The following is a 15,830-nucleotide window of genomic DNA, read 5'->3' as shown; positions in this document are numbered from 1 at the left end:
AATGGCGGCATGAAGATTTCCGCATTTTTCCGCGTCGGCGTCGCCGCGCTTTCCGTCGCGCTGTTCGCCGCGTGTTCCGAGCGGGGAGCCGTCGAGACCGGCGTTCCCGCGAACGATTTTTCCAAGCAAAAAGTTATGAACAACGAAACAGAAGAAGTTGCCGTGCTGACGACAAGCGACGGCGAAATGGTGATTCGTTTTTGGCCCGAGGTCGCGCCGAAAACCGTCGAAAATTTCAAAAAGCTCGCCCGCGAAGGCTTTTACGACGGCACGGCGTTCCACCGCGTCATCAAGGGATTCATGATCCAGGGCGGCGATCCGCTCACGAAGGACGCGTCCAAGCGCGCGCTTTGGGGCACGGGCGGACCGGGCTACTGCATCCGCGCCGAGTTCAACACTAAGCCGCACGTGCGCGGCGTCATCTCGATGGCGCGTTCGCAGCATCCGGACAGCGCGGGCTCGCAGTTCTTCATCTGCCACGGCGACGCGCGTTTTCTCGACCGCCAGTACACGGCGTTCGGCGAGCTCGTCTCGGGCGACGAAGTGCTCGAAAAAATCGCGTCCGTGCCGTGCACGGGTCCGGAGCGTTCTTCGCCGATCGAGCGCAAGGCGCTGGTGAGCGTGAAGATCGTTCCCGCCGCCGAAGCGAAGACCGCGAAATAAGCCGCCTGCTTCCGAAAACGCCGCCGAGGTTCGTCCCCGGCGGCGTTTTTTTGCGGGGAAAAGAGAGGGGGGGGCGAGGAAGGGCGGTTTCGGAAGAGAAAAACCGTCCGGACGCGTCGTTAGACGCGCCCGGACGGCGCCAGCCTGATAGAGACCGGAGAACGCGCGGCGTCCGTCAGATTGCCGCGCGAAAGCTTGTCGCGTCCGCGCCGCGTTTCCGATTTACAGGCAACCCTTTTCCGAGTCGAAAAGCAAGCGATCAAACATTAAAAAAATGTAATGATTGTTTGCTTGACTTGCGCCGAAAATTCTTCTCGGAATCGCGCGCGTTCACAGCGAGCGCCAGCGGGTGCGCTCGGCGGGCGCGTAATGCTCGATCGCATAGCGCAGCGTCGTGCGCGGGAGCGTCGCCGCTCGCGTCTCCAGAAACGCCGTGAGCGCGGCGCGGGAACGCTTGCCGACTTCGCGCAGCATCCAGCCGTTCGCCTTGCGCATCAGGTCGTGCGCGTCCGTCGCGAGCTTTTCCGCGAGCCGAAACGTGATCGAAAAATCACCGCGACGGATGAAGGCGAGCGCGGAGACGACGGCGATGCGCCGTTCCCAGAGACAGTCGCTTTCCGCGAGCCGGAAGAGCAGCTTTTCGCGTTCCCGAGGATCCGCTTCGGGCGCGTCCGGGCTTTCGGCGAGAAATTCGCCGACGATTTTCGGCGCCGTCAGATCGACGAGATCCCAGTTGTCGCAGCGTCTCGCGTGCGCCAGGTAGAATTCGAAGACGCGGCGGCGTTCCCGCGCGTCGCGTTTCGCGGCGCGGAAACGCTCGACGAGAACGAGCAGGGCGCAGAGGCGCGCCTCGTGAAAAGGATTTTCCAGCAGTTTTTCGAGCTCGGCGAACGGCGCGTCCGCGTGCGCCTTCGCGACCGCGCGCGTCGCGGGAACGGTCACGCCGAGAAAGCGGTCGCCTTCGCCGTATTCACCGGGACCGGTCTTGAAGAAGCGCCGCAGGACGGCGGCTTTTTCCGGCGTTCCCGCGGCCTTCAGGGCGTCGAGAATCTGTTGCGCGGCGTTTTTCATGCTCCGCATTTTCGCACGAAAAAGGCGTTCCCGCGAGTTTTTCCGCGGGAACGCCTTTCTTTGATCTTTAAGCTCTCTTTCCTCAGTAGCCCTTGATCTTGAAGAGGCTCGTGACGGAGCTGTTCGAGTGGATGCGCTGAATCGCTTCGCCGATGAGCTTGGCGACGGAGAGCACCGTGATCGGCAGCCCGCGCGAATCCACGGGAACGGAATTCGTCGTGATGATTTCGTCGAGCGCGCCGGTGGCGAGGCGCTGGTACGCGATTTCGTTGAGCATGCAGTGGCTGACGAGCGCGCGCACGGACTTCGCGCCGTTTTCGCGGAGCAGCTTCGCGGCGGAGCAGAGCGTTCCCGCCGTTTCCGTCATGTCGTCCACGAGAATGATGTTGCGGCCTTCGACTTCGCCGACGAGGTTGGTGGACTGCACGGTCGTCGCGGAGACGCGGCGCTTGGCGACGAAGCCGATCGGCAGGTCGAGCAGGTTGGCGACGGCGCTCGCGGCCTTCATGCCGCCGATGTCCGGCGAGAAGACGGTCGCGTCCTTCAGGAAGGGCTTGTCTTTGATGTAGTCGTAGAAGACTGGCGAGGCGAAGAGGTGATCGACGGGAATGTCGAAGAAGCCCTGAATCTGCTGGGCGTGGAGGTCGAGCGCGAGGACGCGGTTCGCTCCCGCGGCGGTGAGCAGGTTGGCGACGAGCTTGCCCGTGATCGGCACGCGCGGGCGGTCCTTGCGGTCCTGGCGGGCGTAGCCGAAGAAGGGAATGACTGCGGTGATGCGTTTCGCGGAGGCGCGCTTCATCGCGTCGATCATGATGAGCAGTTCCATCAGGTGATCGTTGGCGGGATTGCACGTGGGCTGAATCGCGAAGACGTCGCAGCCGCGGATGTTTTCCTTGATCTGCACGAAGGTCTCGCCGTCCGGGAACGGCGTGACGTCGGCCTCGCCGAGGGGGACGCCGATGGTTTCGCAGATTTCGCGCGCGAGCGCGGGATTGGCATTGCCGGTGAATATTTTCATGGGAGATTCGGACATGTTTGAAGGAAAGAAATGCGATGATACGCTCGAAGCGCCGCGCGGTAAATTAAAAAACCGCGGGAGCGTTCCCGCAGTTTTTTCTCCGACGAGGCCCGGTTCTTATCTGCCGAGATTCTTCGTGATGAGGGAAACGAGTTCCCGGGACTTTTCCTTGTCGCCCATGGTGCCGTAGACGACGGCGACCTCGACGTACTGCGGCGGCGTTTCGAGGTCGTTCTTGCCGGCCTTCGGCGCGCGCAGCGTCACGTCGATCGTGATCTTCGTGAAGCGCGGTCCGCAGGCGTAGAGCTCGTAGCCGGAACGGCCCGGCGTGTCGCCCGCGTAATAGAGATTGAGGCTGCGGATCGCCTTGATGGCGGCCTCGCGGATTTCTTCGGCGGAGACGCCGTAGTAGCGGACGTTTTCGAGCGTGCGCCCGGTCCACTTCGCTTCGGAGCGGAACTTTTCCTCCGGCACGTCGACCGTGGTCGAAACGCAGCCGGAAAGCGCCGCGACGGCGGCGAGGAGAGAAACGGTAAGGAATTTTTTCATGGAATTTTGCGTTGGAAAACTTGGCGTTATCAGAATTTTTTTTCGGGGACTTGGCAAACGAAAAAAGCCCGTTCCCGCGGCGGGAACGGACTTTTCGCGGCGAAGGCTCATTTCGTCTTCGGAATGTCGTCGCCGATTTCGATTTCCTGCGGGTGGTTCCGCTTTTCCTTTTCGAGGCGGTGCGCCCGGCGGATCTGGCGGATCAGCTTGTCCATCAGCTCGTCGATCGACTTGTAGAGGTCGTCGGAGGTGATGGAAAGAATGATGTTCGGACCCGGGATTTCGAGGGAGGCCTTGGCGACGAAAGAGTTCTTCGGATCCTTCGTCGGGATGAATTCCAGTTCAAAATTGGCTCGAATGATGCGGTCGTTGTGCTCGAAGAGCTTCGAAGCTTTTTCGGTGACGTAGTTCTTGAGCGCGTCCGTCAGATCGAGGTTGATGCCGCTGATGTTGATTTTTCCGTTCATGGGGATTGTGTTTTACTCCTGTGGTTTGGGGTTTAGGAGCTTGTCCCGTCTTCCGGGGCAAGAATCCGGGAATTTCCCGAACTGTCTTCATTGGAGCAGAAAACGCGCCGAAACTCAACACTATAACGCGTTCCCGCCGCGCGCTTGAAATGCGGGCGCGGATTGCGTAAGATGCGCGCTTTCGATACCTCCAGAATCCTCAGAAAAAACAACGCATGAAAGACACGACCCTTGCCGCCGCGCTCGCGGCGCTCGCTCTCGCCGGATTCGCCGGCGCGGAAAATCTTCCCTTCGGCGCCGTTCCCGCGCTCGCGCAGGACGCCGCCGCCGCGCCCGCGGTCTCCGTCGCGGAACTCGCGAAGGCGTTTTCGCCGGAAAACAATCTCGACCTCTCCGGCGAGACGCTCGCCTACAGGAATCTTCCCGCGGGCGTGAGCGCGAAGATCGTCGGCACGACCTACGAGCAGCTCGTCGGGTTCGACGGGAAAATCCGCCGCCCGATTTCGCCCAAGACGACGAAGCTCACGTTCGCGCTGAGCGACGCCTCCGGCGCGACGGCGCAGACGGCAACGTTCGAGGTCGCCGTTCCCGTGGACGCGAATTTCGCGAAGGCGCCCGCCGTCGCGGCGCGCAACGCCAAGCCCGCCGTCGTTCCCGCGCTGCAGGAATGGTTCGGCGGCGAAGGCGCGTTCGTTCCCGCGGAAGATTTCGCGGTCGTCGTTCCCGCGTCCGTCGCGGACGTCGGCGAGCCCTCACTGCGGGAACGCGCGGAACTTTTCGCGGCGGAGCTTTCCGAAATCTTCGGCCGCGAAGTGCCGGTGCTCGACAAGGCGCGCGGCGGCAAGGCGGACATCGTTCTCATCGTCGCTCCGGAGAATCCCGAAATCGCGTTCCTCGGCAAGGAAGGCTACGGCATCGCTTCCGTGAAAGACGCGCTGGTCGTCGCCGCCTCGGATCCGCTCGGCGCGTTCTGGGGCACGCGCACGATTCTTCAGGTCTTCCGCCGCCATGAAAACACGTTCCCGTGCGGCTTCGCGGTCGATTATCCGCAGTATCCGCTGCGCGGCTTCATGTACGACGTCGGCCGCAAGCCCGCGTCGCTGAAGGCGGTGCGCGACGTGATGCGCACGATGTCCTACTACAAGCTGAACGACTTCCAGCTGCATCTGAACGACAATTACATCTGGCTGCACGAATACACGGCGACGCCGAACGGCAAGGACGCCTCCGCCGAGCAGAAATCCGCCGCGGCCGCCGAAGTGCTCGCCGCCGCGCCGACCGCGTTCCGCCTCGAATCCGACGTCGTCGGCAAGGACGGCACGCCGCTCACCGCGCCCGACCATTTTTACACGAAAAAGGAATTCGGCGTGCTCATGGACGAGGCGAAGCTCTACGGCGTGAACATCGTTCCCGAGCTCGACGTTCCCGGGCACGCGATGAGCTTCGTCCGCGTCCGCCCCGAGCTGATGTACCGCGGAGCCGTCACCAAGCCGCACGACGTGGAGCGCACGGCGATGCTCGACGCGTCCGACGCCGTCTTCGATCCCGCCACGGGCAGGACGTTCCGCGAGGAGACGCTCGCGTTCGTGCAGTCCGTCTTCGACGAATACCTGCTCCCGGGCAAGAACGGCGAGCCGCCCGTGTTCCGCGACGCCGTCGTGCACATCGGCACGGACGAGTATTACGGGAACGCCGAGGACTACCGCGCGTTCGCCGACGCGATGCTCAAATACGTGAAGTCGCGCGGGCGCACGCCGCGCCTCTGGGGCAGCCTTTCCGTGAAGAAAGGCAAGACGCCCGTGGACGGCACGGGCGCGCAGATCGACGTGTGGAATCTCGGCTGGCAGGACCCGAATCTCGCGCTGGAGCACGGCTTCGACCTCGTCAACATCGTGGACGCGACGAGCTACGTCGTGCCCAACGGCATCGGCAACGTCGGCGGCTACGGCGACCTGCTGAACCTGCCTCGGCTCTACTCGCAGACGTGGCACCCGCACACGTTCGACTTCGTCGGCGTCGTTCCCGGCATGCCGAAAATGCTCGGCGCGCAGTGGGCGCTCTGGAACGACAATTCGTTCCGCCGCGACAAGGGGCTGACGGATTTCGACCTCTTCGACCGCATCCGCAAAAGCTGCGCCGTCTTCGCCGAAAAGACCTGGAACTCCGGCGAAGACGCGTCTTACCGCGACTTCATGCGCCTGGTCAAGGCCGTCGCGTTCCCGCCGCTGACGAATCCGGAATACTCCGTGAAGAACGCCGCGGGAGAAGCGGCGTTCGAGCTCGCCGAGCCCGTTCCCGCGGGCGAAAGCGTCGCCACCGGCTTCGCGGGCTTCGCACCGGACTACGTCGCGGAATTCCGCGTGAAACGCGTCGGCGAATCCGTCGGCGCGCAGACGATCTTCTCCGGCCCGGCGGGAACGTTCCTCGCCGTGCGCGCGCAGGACGGCAAGGTCGGCATCACGCGAGACACGTGGAGCTACGCGTTCGACTACGCGCTGCCCGTGGACCGAGAAGTCGCGCTCCGGCTCGTCGCGAAAAACCGCACGCTGACGCTCTTCGCCGACGGCGTCGAAATCGGCTCGCCCGTGCGCGACGCGTTCCCGGAATCGCATAAGTATTCGACCTTCGTGTTCCCGCTCGAAACCATCGGCGCGGCGGGCGGCAACGTCGAAATCGCCTCGCTGAAGATCGCCCGCATCGTCGAGCCCGGCACGGAAGACGCCGTTCCCGCCGACGAGATCCGCGGCGTCTCCGCCAGCAGCGAACACGGCAAGGGCGCCGACGGCGACGCCTCCGCGCTCGTCGACGAGGACACGGACACCTACTGGCACAGCCGCTACGCGCCGACCCGCGACGCGCCGCCGTTCGAAATCGTCGTCGAGCTCGCGAAGCCGACCGCGCTCTCGGGCTTCGCCTTCCTGCCGCGGCAGAGCGGCGACAACGGGAACGTGAAGCGCGCCGAGCTTTTCGCGAAGAACGGCGACGGCGCTTGGGAGAAAGTCAGCGAGTTCGCGGACGAAAATCCCTCGCGCGCGCTGAAGAAAATCGCGTTCGCGTCTCCGCGCACGGCGACCGCGCTGAAGCTCGTCATCCTCGACGGCGTCGGCGGCTACGGCACCCTCGCGGAAATCTACCCCCTCCGCGCGAAGTGAGCGTTCCCGCCCGTTCGTCAAAAAAGCGTTCCCGTCCGTTTCGCGGGAACGCTTTTTTTGCGCCGTCGCTCAGCGGGCGGCGGACTGGGAGACGGAAAGAATCGTGAGCACGATGCTGAGCAGGCAGAGAAAGACGATCGCGACGGCGGAGCCGAGCAGCGCGGCGGAAAGCGTCGCGACGAGGCGGCGCAGCGCGGCGTCGAGCGATTTCTCGTGCTCCTCGGCGAGTTGGCGGAACGCGGCGGGCAGCGTTCCCGAAGATTCGCCGACGGCGACGACGTCGAGATCGATCTGCGGCAGCACGTCGTGGCGGCGGAAGGCGTTCGCGAAGGACGCGCCGTCGGAGATGAGTCGGCGCGCGGCGGCGATGCGGCCGCCTTCGACGCGGTTGGCGGAAGCGCGTTCCGCCATGCGCAGCGCGTCGGGCGTGTTCAGCCCGTTTTCCAACAGCGTCGAGACGAGCGAGCACAGGCGCGCCGCCTCGACGTGGGCGACGATGCCGCCGACGAGCGGCGTGCGCAGAATCCACGCGTCGGTCTTCGCGCGGCCTTCCTCGCTTTCGCGCCAGCTCCGCAGCGAAAAATACGCGATGACGAGCGCGAGCGCGGTGAGCGGCGCGCCGTAGAGCAGCGCCTCGGAAAGCCCGACGAGCACGCGCGTGAACACGTTCATCTCGCCGCCGAGCTTCGTCATCATGTCCTGCAGCATCGGCATCAGGAAAAACACGAAAAGGGCGATGACCGCGCACGCGAGCGCGATGATGCACAGCGGGTAGATCATGCTCGCGAGGATTTTCGCGCGCAGGCCTTCGCGCGCGGCGTAGTGGTCGAGCAGGCGCTTCACGACGGGCGCGAGCGTTCCCGCGGCTTCGCCCGCCTCGACGAGACGCACGTCGGGCGCTTCGAAGAGCGCGGGGAAGCGCGCCATCGCGCCCGCGAGCGAAAGCCCTTCGGAGAGGTCGCGCCAGACGCGCGCGCACAGGGCGCGCAGCGGCGGATCGGAGACGCGCTGTCCGAGCAGCTTGACGGCGTCGCCCGCGGGAAGCCCGCTCGACATGAGCGAGTGGAGCTTTTCCATGAAGCTGCGCGCGATCGGGTGCGCGCCGAAAAGACGTTTTCTGCGCAGGGCGGGATGGTCTTCGGCGACGTCGGAAAGCGGCTCCGCGGGAACGGCTTTCGGGGCGGCGTTCCCGGAGGCGTCCGCGGGAACGAGGCGCGTCGGCGAGAGTCCGCGGCGGGCGAGACGCTGCGCGGCGGCGCGGCGGTCGGGCGCTTCGAGAGTTCCCGACGCGGTTTCGCCGGAGGCGGTCTGGGCTGTGTAATCGAACGCGGGCACGGGATTGCGGCGGATTGAATGTATTCGAAAAACGCGACGCGGGCGAAAAAGTTTCGTCCTCAGAAATTGAATTCGCTCTGCGGCGGCGCGGAATCCTCCTGCCGGAAAACGTGCTCCAGCCCCGCGATCGCGTGCGGCGACGTCGCGGCGAGGTGCCGCAGAAACAGCGTGCGGTGCTGCGGCGTGACGCCGCGCTCGAGAATCGCGGCGACGTGCGCGTCGGTGCCGTAGCCTTTGTGCGTCGCGAAGCCGTAGCCGGGAAATTCCGCGTCGAGTTCCCGCATGAGGCGGTCGCGCGTGACCTTGGCGACGATGGAGCCGAGCGCGACGGCGAGGCTCGTCGCGTCGCCCTTGACAAGCCCTTCGTGCCGCCACGCGAAGGACGTGAGCGGGCGCCCGTCCACGAGCATCAGCGGGAACGCGGTGCCTTTGCAGAAGAGCGGCGCGTCGTCCGCGCCCGCGCTCGCGAAGGGGCAGGGCGTTCCTGCGGGAGCGCGCGCGGAGAATTTTTCGAGCACGCCGGCGACGGCGCGCTGCATCGCGAGCTTCGAGGCGCCGAGGATGTTGTGCTCGTCGATTTCGCGCACGCTCGCCGTTCCCGCGGAAAAAATCAGGGCGCCGGACTTTTCCCAGTGCTCGACGAGCGCGAAGACTTCCTCGCGCGTTTCGGGCGAAAGTTTTTTGGAGTCGTTGATGAACGCCGCGCGGCGGACGGGTGTGGAGACTTCGTAGAAGCCGCGGAGCGCCCACACCGCGCCCGCGACGACGGGGCCGGCGAGACAGCCGCGCCCGGCTTCGTCCACGCCGACGATTCCCGGCGCGTCGCCGAGCCGTCTGAGGTCGTATCTGATGAGCGAACGCGAAGCCATTTACGGCGAAGCCTAACGCGAAGCGCCCGCGGACGCAAGCCGCGAGCCCGCCGCGATTTCCGGTTTCTGCGGTTGCGGGGACGGGCGGGAGCGCGTATGATGCGCCGTCATGGTTAAATCACCTATACTCGCCGCATTGGGCGGACTGGCGTTGGCGTCGCTGACGGCGTTCTCGGGAGAAATCACGAAGCTCGGGGACGTTCCCGTCGACTGGACGTCGCCGGACGGCTTCGGCAGGCTCGCGGGAACGCCGAGCGAAATCAAGAACGCGCTCGCGGGCTTCAACGTCTCTTCCGGCACGTTCTCGTTCCCGAAGGCTTCGCTGAAGAAACTGAAGGCGAAGGAGCTCGTTTCCGTCCAGATCGACGGAAAGTGGGCGACGTTCGCGGCGGGCGCCGTTTCCGCCTCGGACTTCAAGGCGCCGAAAAAAGCCGTGCGCCACGCGGACGCGCTGGCGGAGCAGGGCAAGGTGCTTTCCCGCCTTTTTGAGGACAAGGCGAGCGGGCTCAAGGTCGAATGGTCGGCGACGCTCCGCGAAAAATCGCCCTACGTCTCGCAGACGTTCAAGCTCGTGAACGCGGGAACGAAGCCGCTGAAGCTCACGTCGCTGCGCTTCGGCACGTTCGCGCTCGACGACGCGGAGGCGGCGAAGACCGTCGGCAAGGTCGCGGGCGCGCCCGTCGCGTTCGCCGACGACGTGATCGGCGGCATCGAGTCGCCGAACTTCAAGCTCGAAAAAATCGACGCCAGGACGGTCGCGCTCACTCTGCCGGTGAATCTGACGCTCGCGCCGAAGTCCGAGCTGAAATTCTCCTCCATGCTCGGGTATTTCCCGAAGGATCAGCGCCGCCGCGCGTTCAACTACTACCTCGAACGCGAACGCGCCGCGCCCTCGCAGCATTTTCTCCACTACAACTGCTGGTACGACTACGGGCTGAACCCGACCGAGGAAAAGATTCTCGCCAGCTTCGAGGCGTACGGCAAGGAGCTCGGCGCGCGCGGCGTGACGCTCGATTCCGTCGTGCTCGACGACGGCTGGGACTACCCGGTCACGGGCGAGCTCTGGTCGCCCACGCCCGCGAAGTTCCCCAACGGCTTCAAAAACCTCACGAAGACGGCGAAGAAATACAAGTCCAACTTCGGCATCTGGATTTCGCCGCTGGGCGGTTATTTCGACACGGACAAGCGCATCGCGAGCGCGAAGAAGATCGGCGGGCTCGCGCCGGACGCCGAGGCGTTCGACCTCGCCGACCCGCTTTACTGCAAGTGGTTTCTCGGCAAATGCACCGACCTCGTGAAGAAGGACGGCGTGAACTACTTCAAGTGGGACAAGGCGGGCGAGGGCGCGTCGATGCACTTCATGCGCCTCTGCGAAATCGCCGGCGAGCTGCGCAAGGCGAACCCGAAGCTCTTCCTCAACGTCACCGTCGGCACCTGGCCGTCGCCGTTCTGGCTCAACCACATCGACTGCACCTGGCGCAACGGCACCGCCGACGTCTTCTGGTACTGCAAGGACGTGGGCGACAAGCGCGACCAGTGGATGACGTTCCGCGACCAGGAGGCGATCAACTGCTTCTCGAAAAAGTGCGAGCTCTACCCGCTCAACTCCGCGATGCACCACGGGATCGTCCTCGGCTCGCAGTTCCAGGGCAAGGACTGCGCCGAGGCGGGAACGGACATGAAGCGCGAAATCCGCTCCTACTTCGCGCTCGGCCCGAACCTGCAGGAAATCTACGTGGACTACAAGATGGTCGCGGGAACGCCGTTCTGGGACCAGCTCGCGGAATCGGTGAAGTGGGCGAAAAAACACGCCAAGACGCTCGTGGACGTGCACTGGGTGAAGGGCAATCCGACCTCGAAGGAGGCCTACCTGTTCGCGGCGTGGCGCGCCGGCGACGGCACGCTCTACCTGCGCAATTCCTCCGCGGAAAAGAAGAAGATCAGATTCTCGCTCGCCGAGGCGTTCGAGCTCCCGAAGTCCGAAACCTCCGCGAAATACAGGCTGTCCGCCGCCTACGCGGACGAGGCGGAGCTCTTCAAGTCCCGCGTCGTTCCCGCGGCGAAGGAAATCTTCGTCGAGCTCGAGCCGCTGCAGGTGCTCGTCCTCGACGCCGCGAAGCAGTGAGGCGCGTTCTCGCGCCTTCGCGAAAAATCCCCGACGGGTCGTTCCCGCCGGGGATTTTTTTTCGCGCGCGCTCGCGGCGGGAGGGGCGAAATTATCGGTTGCGAAGCGGGCGGGCGAGTGAGAAACTTTCCCGCACTGTGTCCGAATCATTTGACGTAGAGAAAATTCGAGCCGATTTCCCGTTGCTCGCGACGCGCATGGGAAAACGCCCGCTCGTGTATCTGGACAATGCCGCGACCGCCCAGAAGCCGCGGCGCGTCATCGACGCCGTCGCCGATTTTTACGCGTGCTCCAACGCGAACATTCACCGCGGACTGTATCATCTGAGCGCGTCCGCGACGCTCGCGTTCGAGCGGGCGCGGGAACGCGTCGCCGCGTTCATCAACGCGCGCGAACCGCGGGAATGCGTCTTCACGCGCGGAGCGACGGAGGCGATCAATCTCGTCGCCGCGAGCTGGGGCGCGAAAAATCTGCGCGCGGGCGACGAAATCCTGCTCACGACGCTGGAGCACCACGCCGACATCGTGCCGTGGCAGCTGATCGCCGAGCGCACGGGCGCGAAAATCGTCGCCGCGCCGATTCTGCCGGACGGCTCGCTCGACGTCGCGGCGTGGAAAAATCTGCTTTCGCCGCGCACGAAGATCGTCGGCGTCGCGCACGTCTCCAACGCGCTCGGCACCGTCAACCCGGTGAAGGAGCTCGTCGCCGCCGCGCATGCCGCGGGAGCGCTCGCGCTGGTGGACGGCGCGCAGTCCGCCGCGCACGGCGTCGTCGACGTCCGCGACCTGGACTGCGATTTCTTCGTCTTTTCCGGGCACAAGGTCTTCGGGCCGACGGGCATCGGCGTGCTTTACGGGCGCGCGGAAATTCTCGAAGCCATGCCGCCTTATCAGGGCGGCGGCGACATGATCGAAAAGGTCGATTTCGCGGGAACGACCTTCCGCGGCATTCCGGAGCGCTTCGAGGCGGGAACGCCGAACATCTGCGGCGCCGTCGGGCTCGGCGCGGCGCTGGATTATTTTTCGCCGATCCGCGTTCCCGCCGCCGCGCACGAAGCCGCGCTGCTCGCCTACGCGACGGAAAAGCTGAGCGCGATCGACGGGCTGAAGATCTACGGCACGGCGCCGGAAAAGGCTTCCGTGATCTCCTTCGGCGTGGACGGCGTCCACCCGAGCGACCTGGGCACGCTGCTCGACACGTTCGGCGTCGCCGTGCGCGTCGGCCATCACTGCGCGATGCCGCTGATGAAGGCGCTGGGCGTCGCGGGAACGGTGCGCGCCTCGTTCGCGTTCTACAACACGTTCGCCGAGATCGACGCGTTCGCGGACGCGCTCGTCCGCATCAAAAAGATGTTCTGAACTTCGAAGTCATGAAGTTATGGCGGTTATGAAGTTTCGAAAGTTCATTGCGTTCGGCTTCGCCGAAAAGTCTTCAAAAAATCGTTGTTCCGCGGAAAGCAAATAACTTCATAACTCCATAACTCCATAACCTCATCACGTCGTCACTTTTTTCGTCATGATTTCCTCCTTACGTTTTTTCCCCTTCGCGCTCTGCGCCGCGCTTGCCGCGGGCTGCGCGTCTTCCCGTGAAACGCCCGCGCCCGCGAAAGACGCGGGAACGGAAGACGCCGCGCGCGCCGTCGCGTCCGTCGCCGCCTTCGCTTCCGCCGCGGAAGCCGAAGTCGAGAACGCTGGTCTTCCCGAAAACCGCGAGATCGGCATCATTGTGATGAGCGATCCCGAGGCGCACCTGTTCGTCGCGCAGCTTTACGCGGGCGAAAGCGTCGCCGTCGGCGAAGAGCTTTCCGTGCGCCGCTTCGACCTGACGCCGACGGCGCGCGTGCGCGTCGAGACCGCGGAACGCCGCACGGTCGGCGGGCGCGTGCTCGACGGGAACGTCGTCGAAGGACAGATTCTGACGACGAAGCGCTGACGCGGCGTCCGTGGAGGCGGGGCGAAGCCATGATGAAGTTCGCCGCGCTCGCTTTCGCCGAAAAAACAATCAACTTTCATAACTCCATCACTTCATAACCTCCATAACCTTCCCGTTTATGAAATACTACATCGGCATCGACGGCGGCGGCACGAAGACGCGTGCGCTCGCCGTTTCTGAAGACGGCATCTGCCGCGGCTACGCGCTCGCGGGCGCCTCCAATCCCAACAGCGTCGGCGCGGAAAAGGCGCTCGAAAACCTGCACCGCGCGGTGGTGGACGCCGCGAAGTCCGCGGGAACGCCCCCCGTCTTCGAGACGGGATTCTTCGGCATTTCCGGCGTGAACGACAGCGTTTCCGCGCGCGCGCTCCACGAGAAGATCGCGGCGTTCGACGACGTGAAGATCGCGAATTTCCGCGTCGAAAACGACACGCGCTCGCTCTGCGCGGCGACCTTCGGGACGCGCGGCGGCATCGTGCTCATCGCGGGAACGGGCTCGAAGTGCTACGGGCGTTCCGACGACGGACGCGAGTGGGAGACCGGCGGCTACGACTTCCACGTCTCCGACGAAGGCGGCGCGTTCGACCTCGCGCGGCGCGGGCTGACCGCCGCCGTGCGCGCGGCGGACGGGCGCGGCGAACCCACTTCGCTGAAGGACACGTTCTTCCGCGAACTGCAGATTTCCGAAGTCGGGCAGATTTCGCAGCGCCTGCACCAGGACAGCCTCAAGCACCCCGGCGAACCGATGAGCAAGGACGAAATCGCCGCGCTCGCGGTCTTCCTCGACGAGGCGTATCTCGCCGGCGACGCGGTCGCGAAGAAGATTCTCGAAGGCGCGATGGACGATCTGGCGACGATGGTCGAGACCGTCGCGCGCAGGCTCGACATGCCTTCGGAGACGCTGCGCCTGGGCATCACGGGCGGCGTGATTCTCAACGAACCCTGCGCGACGATCTTCCGCACGGCGCTGGAAAAGCGCTTCCCGCGCTGCGAGATCGTGCGCCCGAAGCTGCAGCCCGTCGTGGGCGCCGCGATTCAGGCGCTCGCGCTCGGCGGCGTCGCGGTGACGCCCGAAGTGCAGCTGCGCCTCGGCAATTCCTTCCGCCAGATCGCCTGACCGTGAACGCGCCCGCCCGCATCGAAGTCCGTTCCTCGCCGATTCACGGCAGCGGCGTCTTCGCCGTCGAGCCGATCGCGGCGGGAACGCGCGTAGCCGAATACCGCGGCGAGCTCATCGACGCGGAAACGCTGGAACGCCGCGCCGAAGCGCGTTCCCGCGAAGGCGGCGCGGGCGCGCCCGTGTATTTTTTCGAAATCGGCGACGGACGCTTCATCGACGCGACGGACGTCGTCGCGGACAACCCCGCGCGCTTCATCAACCATTCCTGCGACGAAAACTGCGAGGCCGTCTGGGACGCGCGGGAACGCCGCATGGAAATCGTCGCGACGCGCGCGATCGCCGCGGGCGAGGAGCTTTCGTTCGACTACGGCTTCGGGCTCGCCGGATTCTTCGAGCATCCGTGCCGCTGCGGCGCGAAAAACTGCTGCGGCTTCATCGTCGCGAAACCGCTGCGCGCGGCGCTCATGCGCAGGCTCGCCCGCCACGCGCGCGCGAAGGAAAATCCGACGAAAAAATCACTTTCACAACCCTCGTAACCTCATAATCTCCATAACCTCATAACCTTATAACCTTCATCACCTCCTTCGCCATGAATCTGCAAAAAATCTGTCTGACGGCGCACCTCTACGCGACGCTGTTTTTCCTGCCGCTGCTGTGCGCGTTCGCGCTCACGGGAGCGCTTTATCTGTGCGGCGTGCGCACGACGGAGACCGTCGAAGTCCGCGAGCTGCCCGGCGTCGCAGCGCGCGATTACGAGGCGGCGAAAAAGGCGCTTGAGGAGCAGGGCGTCTCCGTTCCCGCAGAATTTTCCGTGCGCAAGGGCGTCGCGTGCTACGGCTCGGCGTTCGGAATGCACGTCCGCTTTCCCGAAGAACGCGGCGGCTTCGGCCGCGGGCGCCGCGCCGAGGACGCGGGGAACGTGATGCGCGCGGAAATCGTCACGCCCGGTCTCTTCGACAAGCTGATGCTCGTCCACAAAGGCAAGGCGGGAACGTATTTCCGCGTGCTGGCGGTCGGCGCGGGCGCGGCGATGCTGATCGCGTATCTGAGCGGGCTCGTCTTTGCGTGGAAGAACAAGGCGCGCCGCCGTTCGCTCGCGGTTTCTTTCGTGCTCGGCGCGCTCGCCTGTGCGGCGGGATTTTTCCTCGTCTGAAAAAAAGCTCCGCCGTATGAAGACGCGAAAAATTTCTCCCGGAAACCTCTTCGCGGCGGCGCTCGTCTTCGCCGCGTGCGCGGGCTTTTCCGGCTGCCGCGGCGACGAAGCGGAAGCCGGGAGCGTTCTCGACGAGGCGGAGGAAATCGCGCTTTGCGGCGCCTACGGCGAATGGATTTCGCCTGTTCCCGCGGACGCGCTCAAAGTCTTCGCCCGCGCCGCGTCGGGAACGGAATACGCCGTGCGCGTTCCCGTGAAGGTCTCGACGCAGGTCGTCGCGGGAACGAATTACCGCTTCGCCTTCGCGGACGGAAAAGTTCTCGTCGTCTTCGAGCCGCTTCCCGGACGCGGCGAGCCGGAAATCTCCGAAGAATGA

General features: G+C 64.8%; 15 protein-coding genes. 9 read left to right on the top strand and 6 right to left on the bottom strand.

Annotated features, from left to right (window positions below):
- Positions 1–135 precede the first annotated feature (135 nt).
- Positions 136–663 carry a peptidylprolyl isomerase gene (locus ACQREB_RS02780; RefSeq protein WP_427765542.1) on the top strand — a complete coding sequence of 176 codons (528 nt, stop codon included), beginning with the start codon at positions 136–138 and terminating at the stop codon, positions 661–663.
- A 330-nt stretch (positions 664–993) separates the two neighbouring features.
- Here ACQREB_RS02780 and ACQREB_RS02775 read toward each other — a convergent pair whose 3' ends face one another.
- The 4 genes from ACQREB_RS02775 to hpf all read right to left on the bottom strand — a co-directional run bounded on the left by ACQREB_RS02775 (position 994) and on the right by hpf (position 3,768).
- Positions 994–1,734, bottom strand: a complete 741-nt coding sequence (locus ACQREB_RS02775; RefSeq protein WP_427765024.1) for a DNA alkylation repair protein — start codon at positions 1,732–1,734, stop codon at positions 994–996.
- Between the two features lie 82 nt (positions 1,735–1,816).
- Positions 1,817–2,767 (bottom strand): ribose-phosphate diphosphokinase, encoded by a 951-nt coding sequence (locus tag ACQREB_RS02770; protein WP_427765022.1) that lies wholly within the window; start codon positions 2,765–2,767, stop codon positions 1,817–1,819.
- 102 nt (positions 2,768–2,869) lie between these two features.
- Positions 2,870–3,301, bottom strand: a complete 432-nt coding sequence (locus ACQREB_RS02765; protein WP_427765019.1) for a hypothetical protein — start codon at positions 3,299–3,301, stop codon at positions 2,870–2,872.
- Between the two features lie 107 nt (positions 3,302–3,408).
- Positions 3,409–3,768 carry a ribosome hibernation-promoting factor, HPF/YfiA family gene (gene hpf / locus ACQREB_RS02760; protein WP_427765016.1) on the bottom strand — a complete coding sequence of 120 codons (360 nt, stop codon included), beginning with the start codon at positions 3,766–3,768 and terminating at the stop codon, positions 3,409–3,411.
- 215 nt (positions 3,769–3,983) lie between these two features.
- On the opposite strand from hpf, the gene ACQREB_RS02755 reads away from it, so the two are divergent.
- A complete protein-coding gene (locus ACQREB_RS02755; protein WP_427765014.1) occupies positions 3,984–6,920 on the top strand; it encodes a family 20 glycosylhydrolase in 2,937 nt (978 codons plus the stop codon).
- A gap of 69 nt (positions 6,921–6,989) precedes the next feature.
- On the opposite strand, the gene ACQREB_RS02750 is transcribed toward ACQREB_RS02755, so the two are convergent.
- Together ACQREB_RS02750 and ACQREB_RS02745 are read right to left on the bottom strand one after the other, a co-directional pair.
- On the bottom strand, positions 6,990–8,255 hold the full coding sequence (locus ACQREB_RS02750) for a type II secretion system F family protein (protein ID WP_427765011.1): 1,266 nt from the start codon (positions 8,253–8,255) through the stop codon (positions 6,990–6,992).
- 59 nt (positions 8,256–8,314) lie between these two features.
- A complete protein-coding gene (locus tag ACQREB_RS02745) occupies positions 8,315–9,124 on the bottom strand; it encodes a ribonuclease HII (protein WP_427765010.1) in 810 nt (269 codons plus the stop codon).
- A gap of 109 nt (positions 9,125–9,233) precedes the next feature.
- Between ACQREB_RS02745 and ACQREB_RS02740 the strand changes: the two genes are divergently transcribed.
- The 7 genes from ACQREB_RS02740 (at position 9,234) to ACQREB_RS02710 (ending at position 15,830) form a co-directional block, all read left to right on the top strand.
- Positions 9,234–11,249, top strand: coding sequence for a hypothetical protein (locus ACQREB_RS02740; protein ID WP_427765008.1), 2,016 nt, complete (start codon positions 9,234–9,236; stop codon positions 11,247–11,249).
- 137 nt (positions 11,250–11,386) lie between these two features.
- The gene (locus ACQREB_RS02735) at positions 11,387–12,607 is read left to right on the top strand and encodes a SufS family cysteine desulfurase (RefSeq protein WP_427765006.1); all 1,221 of its coding nucleotides are present in this window, start codon (positions 11,387–11,389) and stop codon (positions 12,605–12,607) included.
- 157 nt (positions 12,608–12,764) lie between these two features.
- Positions 12,765–13,181 (top strand): hypothetical protein, encoded by a 417-nt coding sequence (locus ACQREB_RS02730; RefSeq protein ID WP_427765003.1) that lies wholly within the window; start codon positions 12,765–12,767, stop codon positions 13,179–13,181.
- A 118-nt stretch (positions 13,182–13,299) separates the two neighbouring features.
- Positions 13,300–14,298 carry an N-acetylglucosamine kinase gene (locus ACQREB_RS02725; protein WP_427765002.1) on the top strand — a complete coding sequence of 333 codons (999 nt, stop codon included), beginning with the start codon at positions 13,300–13,302 and terminating at the stop codon, positions 14,296–14,298.
- Between the two features lie 2 nt (positions 14,299–14,300).
- Entirely contained in the window at positions 14,301–14,837 is a 537-nt protein-coding gene (locus tag ACQREB_RS02720; RefSeq protein ID WP_427764999.1) for an SET domain-containing protein, read from the top strand.
- Positions 14,838–14,890: 53 nt separating this feature from the next.
- Positions 14,891–15,454: a PepSY domain-containing protein gene (locus ACQREB_RS02715; protein WP_427764998.1), complete on the top strand. Its 564-nt coding sequence runs from the start codon at positions 14,891–14,893 to the stop codon at positions 15,452–15,454.
- A gap of 16 nt (positions 15,455–15,470) precedes the next feature.
- Positions 15,471–15,830 carry a hypothetical protein gene (locus ACQREB_RS02710; protein ID WP_427764995.1) on the top strand — a complete coding sequence of 120 codons (360 nt, stop codon included), beginning with the start codon at positions 15,471–15,473 and terminating at the stop codon, positions 15,828–15,830.

Source organism: Candidatus Spyradosoma sp. SGI.093, from assembly GCF_050314555.1.
Classification (GTDB): Bacteria; Verrucomicrobiota; Verrucomicrobiia; order Opitutales; family UBA953; genus Spyradosoma.
The sequence above is the reverse complement of the archived record's forward strand: the minus strand, read 5'-3'. Positions and strand labels throughout refer to the sequence as shown.

Bases quoted from the DNA above. Each gene is read 5' to 3' on its own strand.
- ACQREB_RS02780 (WP_427765542.1), top strand. From the start codon at position 136: ATGAACAACGAAACAGAAGAAGTTGCCGTGCTGACGACAAGCGACGGC.
- ACQREB_RS02775 (WP_427765024.1), bottom strand. From the start codon at position 1,734: ATGAAAAACGCCGCGCAACAGATTCTCGACGCCCTGAAGGCCGCGGGA.
- ACQREB_RS02770 (WP_427765022.1), bottom strand. From the start codon at position 2,767: ATGTCCGAATCTCCCATGAAAATATTCACCGGCAATGCCAATCCCGCG.
- ACQREB_RS02765 (WP_427765019.1), bottom strand. From the start codon at position 3,301: ATGAAAAAATTCCTTACCGTTTCTCTCCTCGCCGCCGTCGCGGCGCTT.
- hpf (WP_427765016.1), bottom strand. From the start codon at position 3,768: ATGAACGGAAAAATCAACATCAGCGGCATCAACCTCGATCTGACGGAC.
- ACQREB_RS02755 (WP_427765014.1), top strand. From the start codon at position 3,984: ATGAAAGACACGACCCTTGCCGCCGCGCTCGCGGCGCTCGCTCTCGCC.
- ACQREB_RS02745 (WP_427765010.1), bottom strand. From the start codon at position 9,124: ATGGCTTCGCGTTCGCTCATCAGATACGACCTCAGACGGCTCGGCGAC.
- ACQREB_RS02740 (WP_427765008.1), top strand. From the start codon at position 9,234: ATGGTTAAATCACCTATACTCGCCGCATTGGGCGGACTGGCGTTGGCG.
- ACQREB_RS02730 (WP_427765003.1), top strand. From the start codon at position 12,765: ATGATTTCCTCCTTACGTTTTTTCCCCTTCGCGCTCTGCGCCGCGCTT.
- ACQREB_RS02725 (WP_427765002.1), top strand. From the start codon at position 13,300: ATGAAATACTACATCGGCATCGACGGCGGCGGCACGAAGACGCGTGCG.
- ACQREB_RS02715 (WP_427764998.1), top strand. From the start codon at position 14,891: ATGAATCTGCAAAAAATCTGTCTGACGGCGCACCTCTACGCGACGCTG.
- ACQREB_RS02710 (WP_427764995.1), top strand. From the start codon at position 15,471: ATGAAGACGCGAAAAATTTCTCCCGGAAACCTCTTCGCGGCGGCGCTC.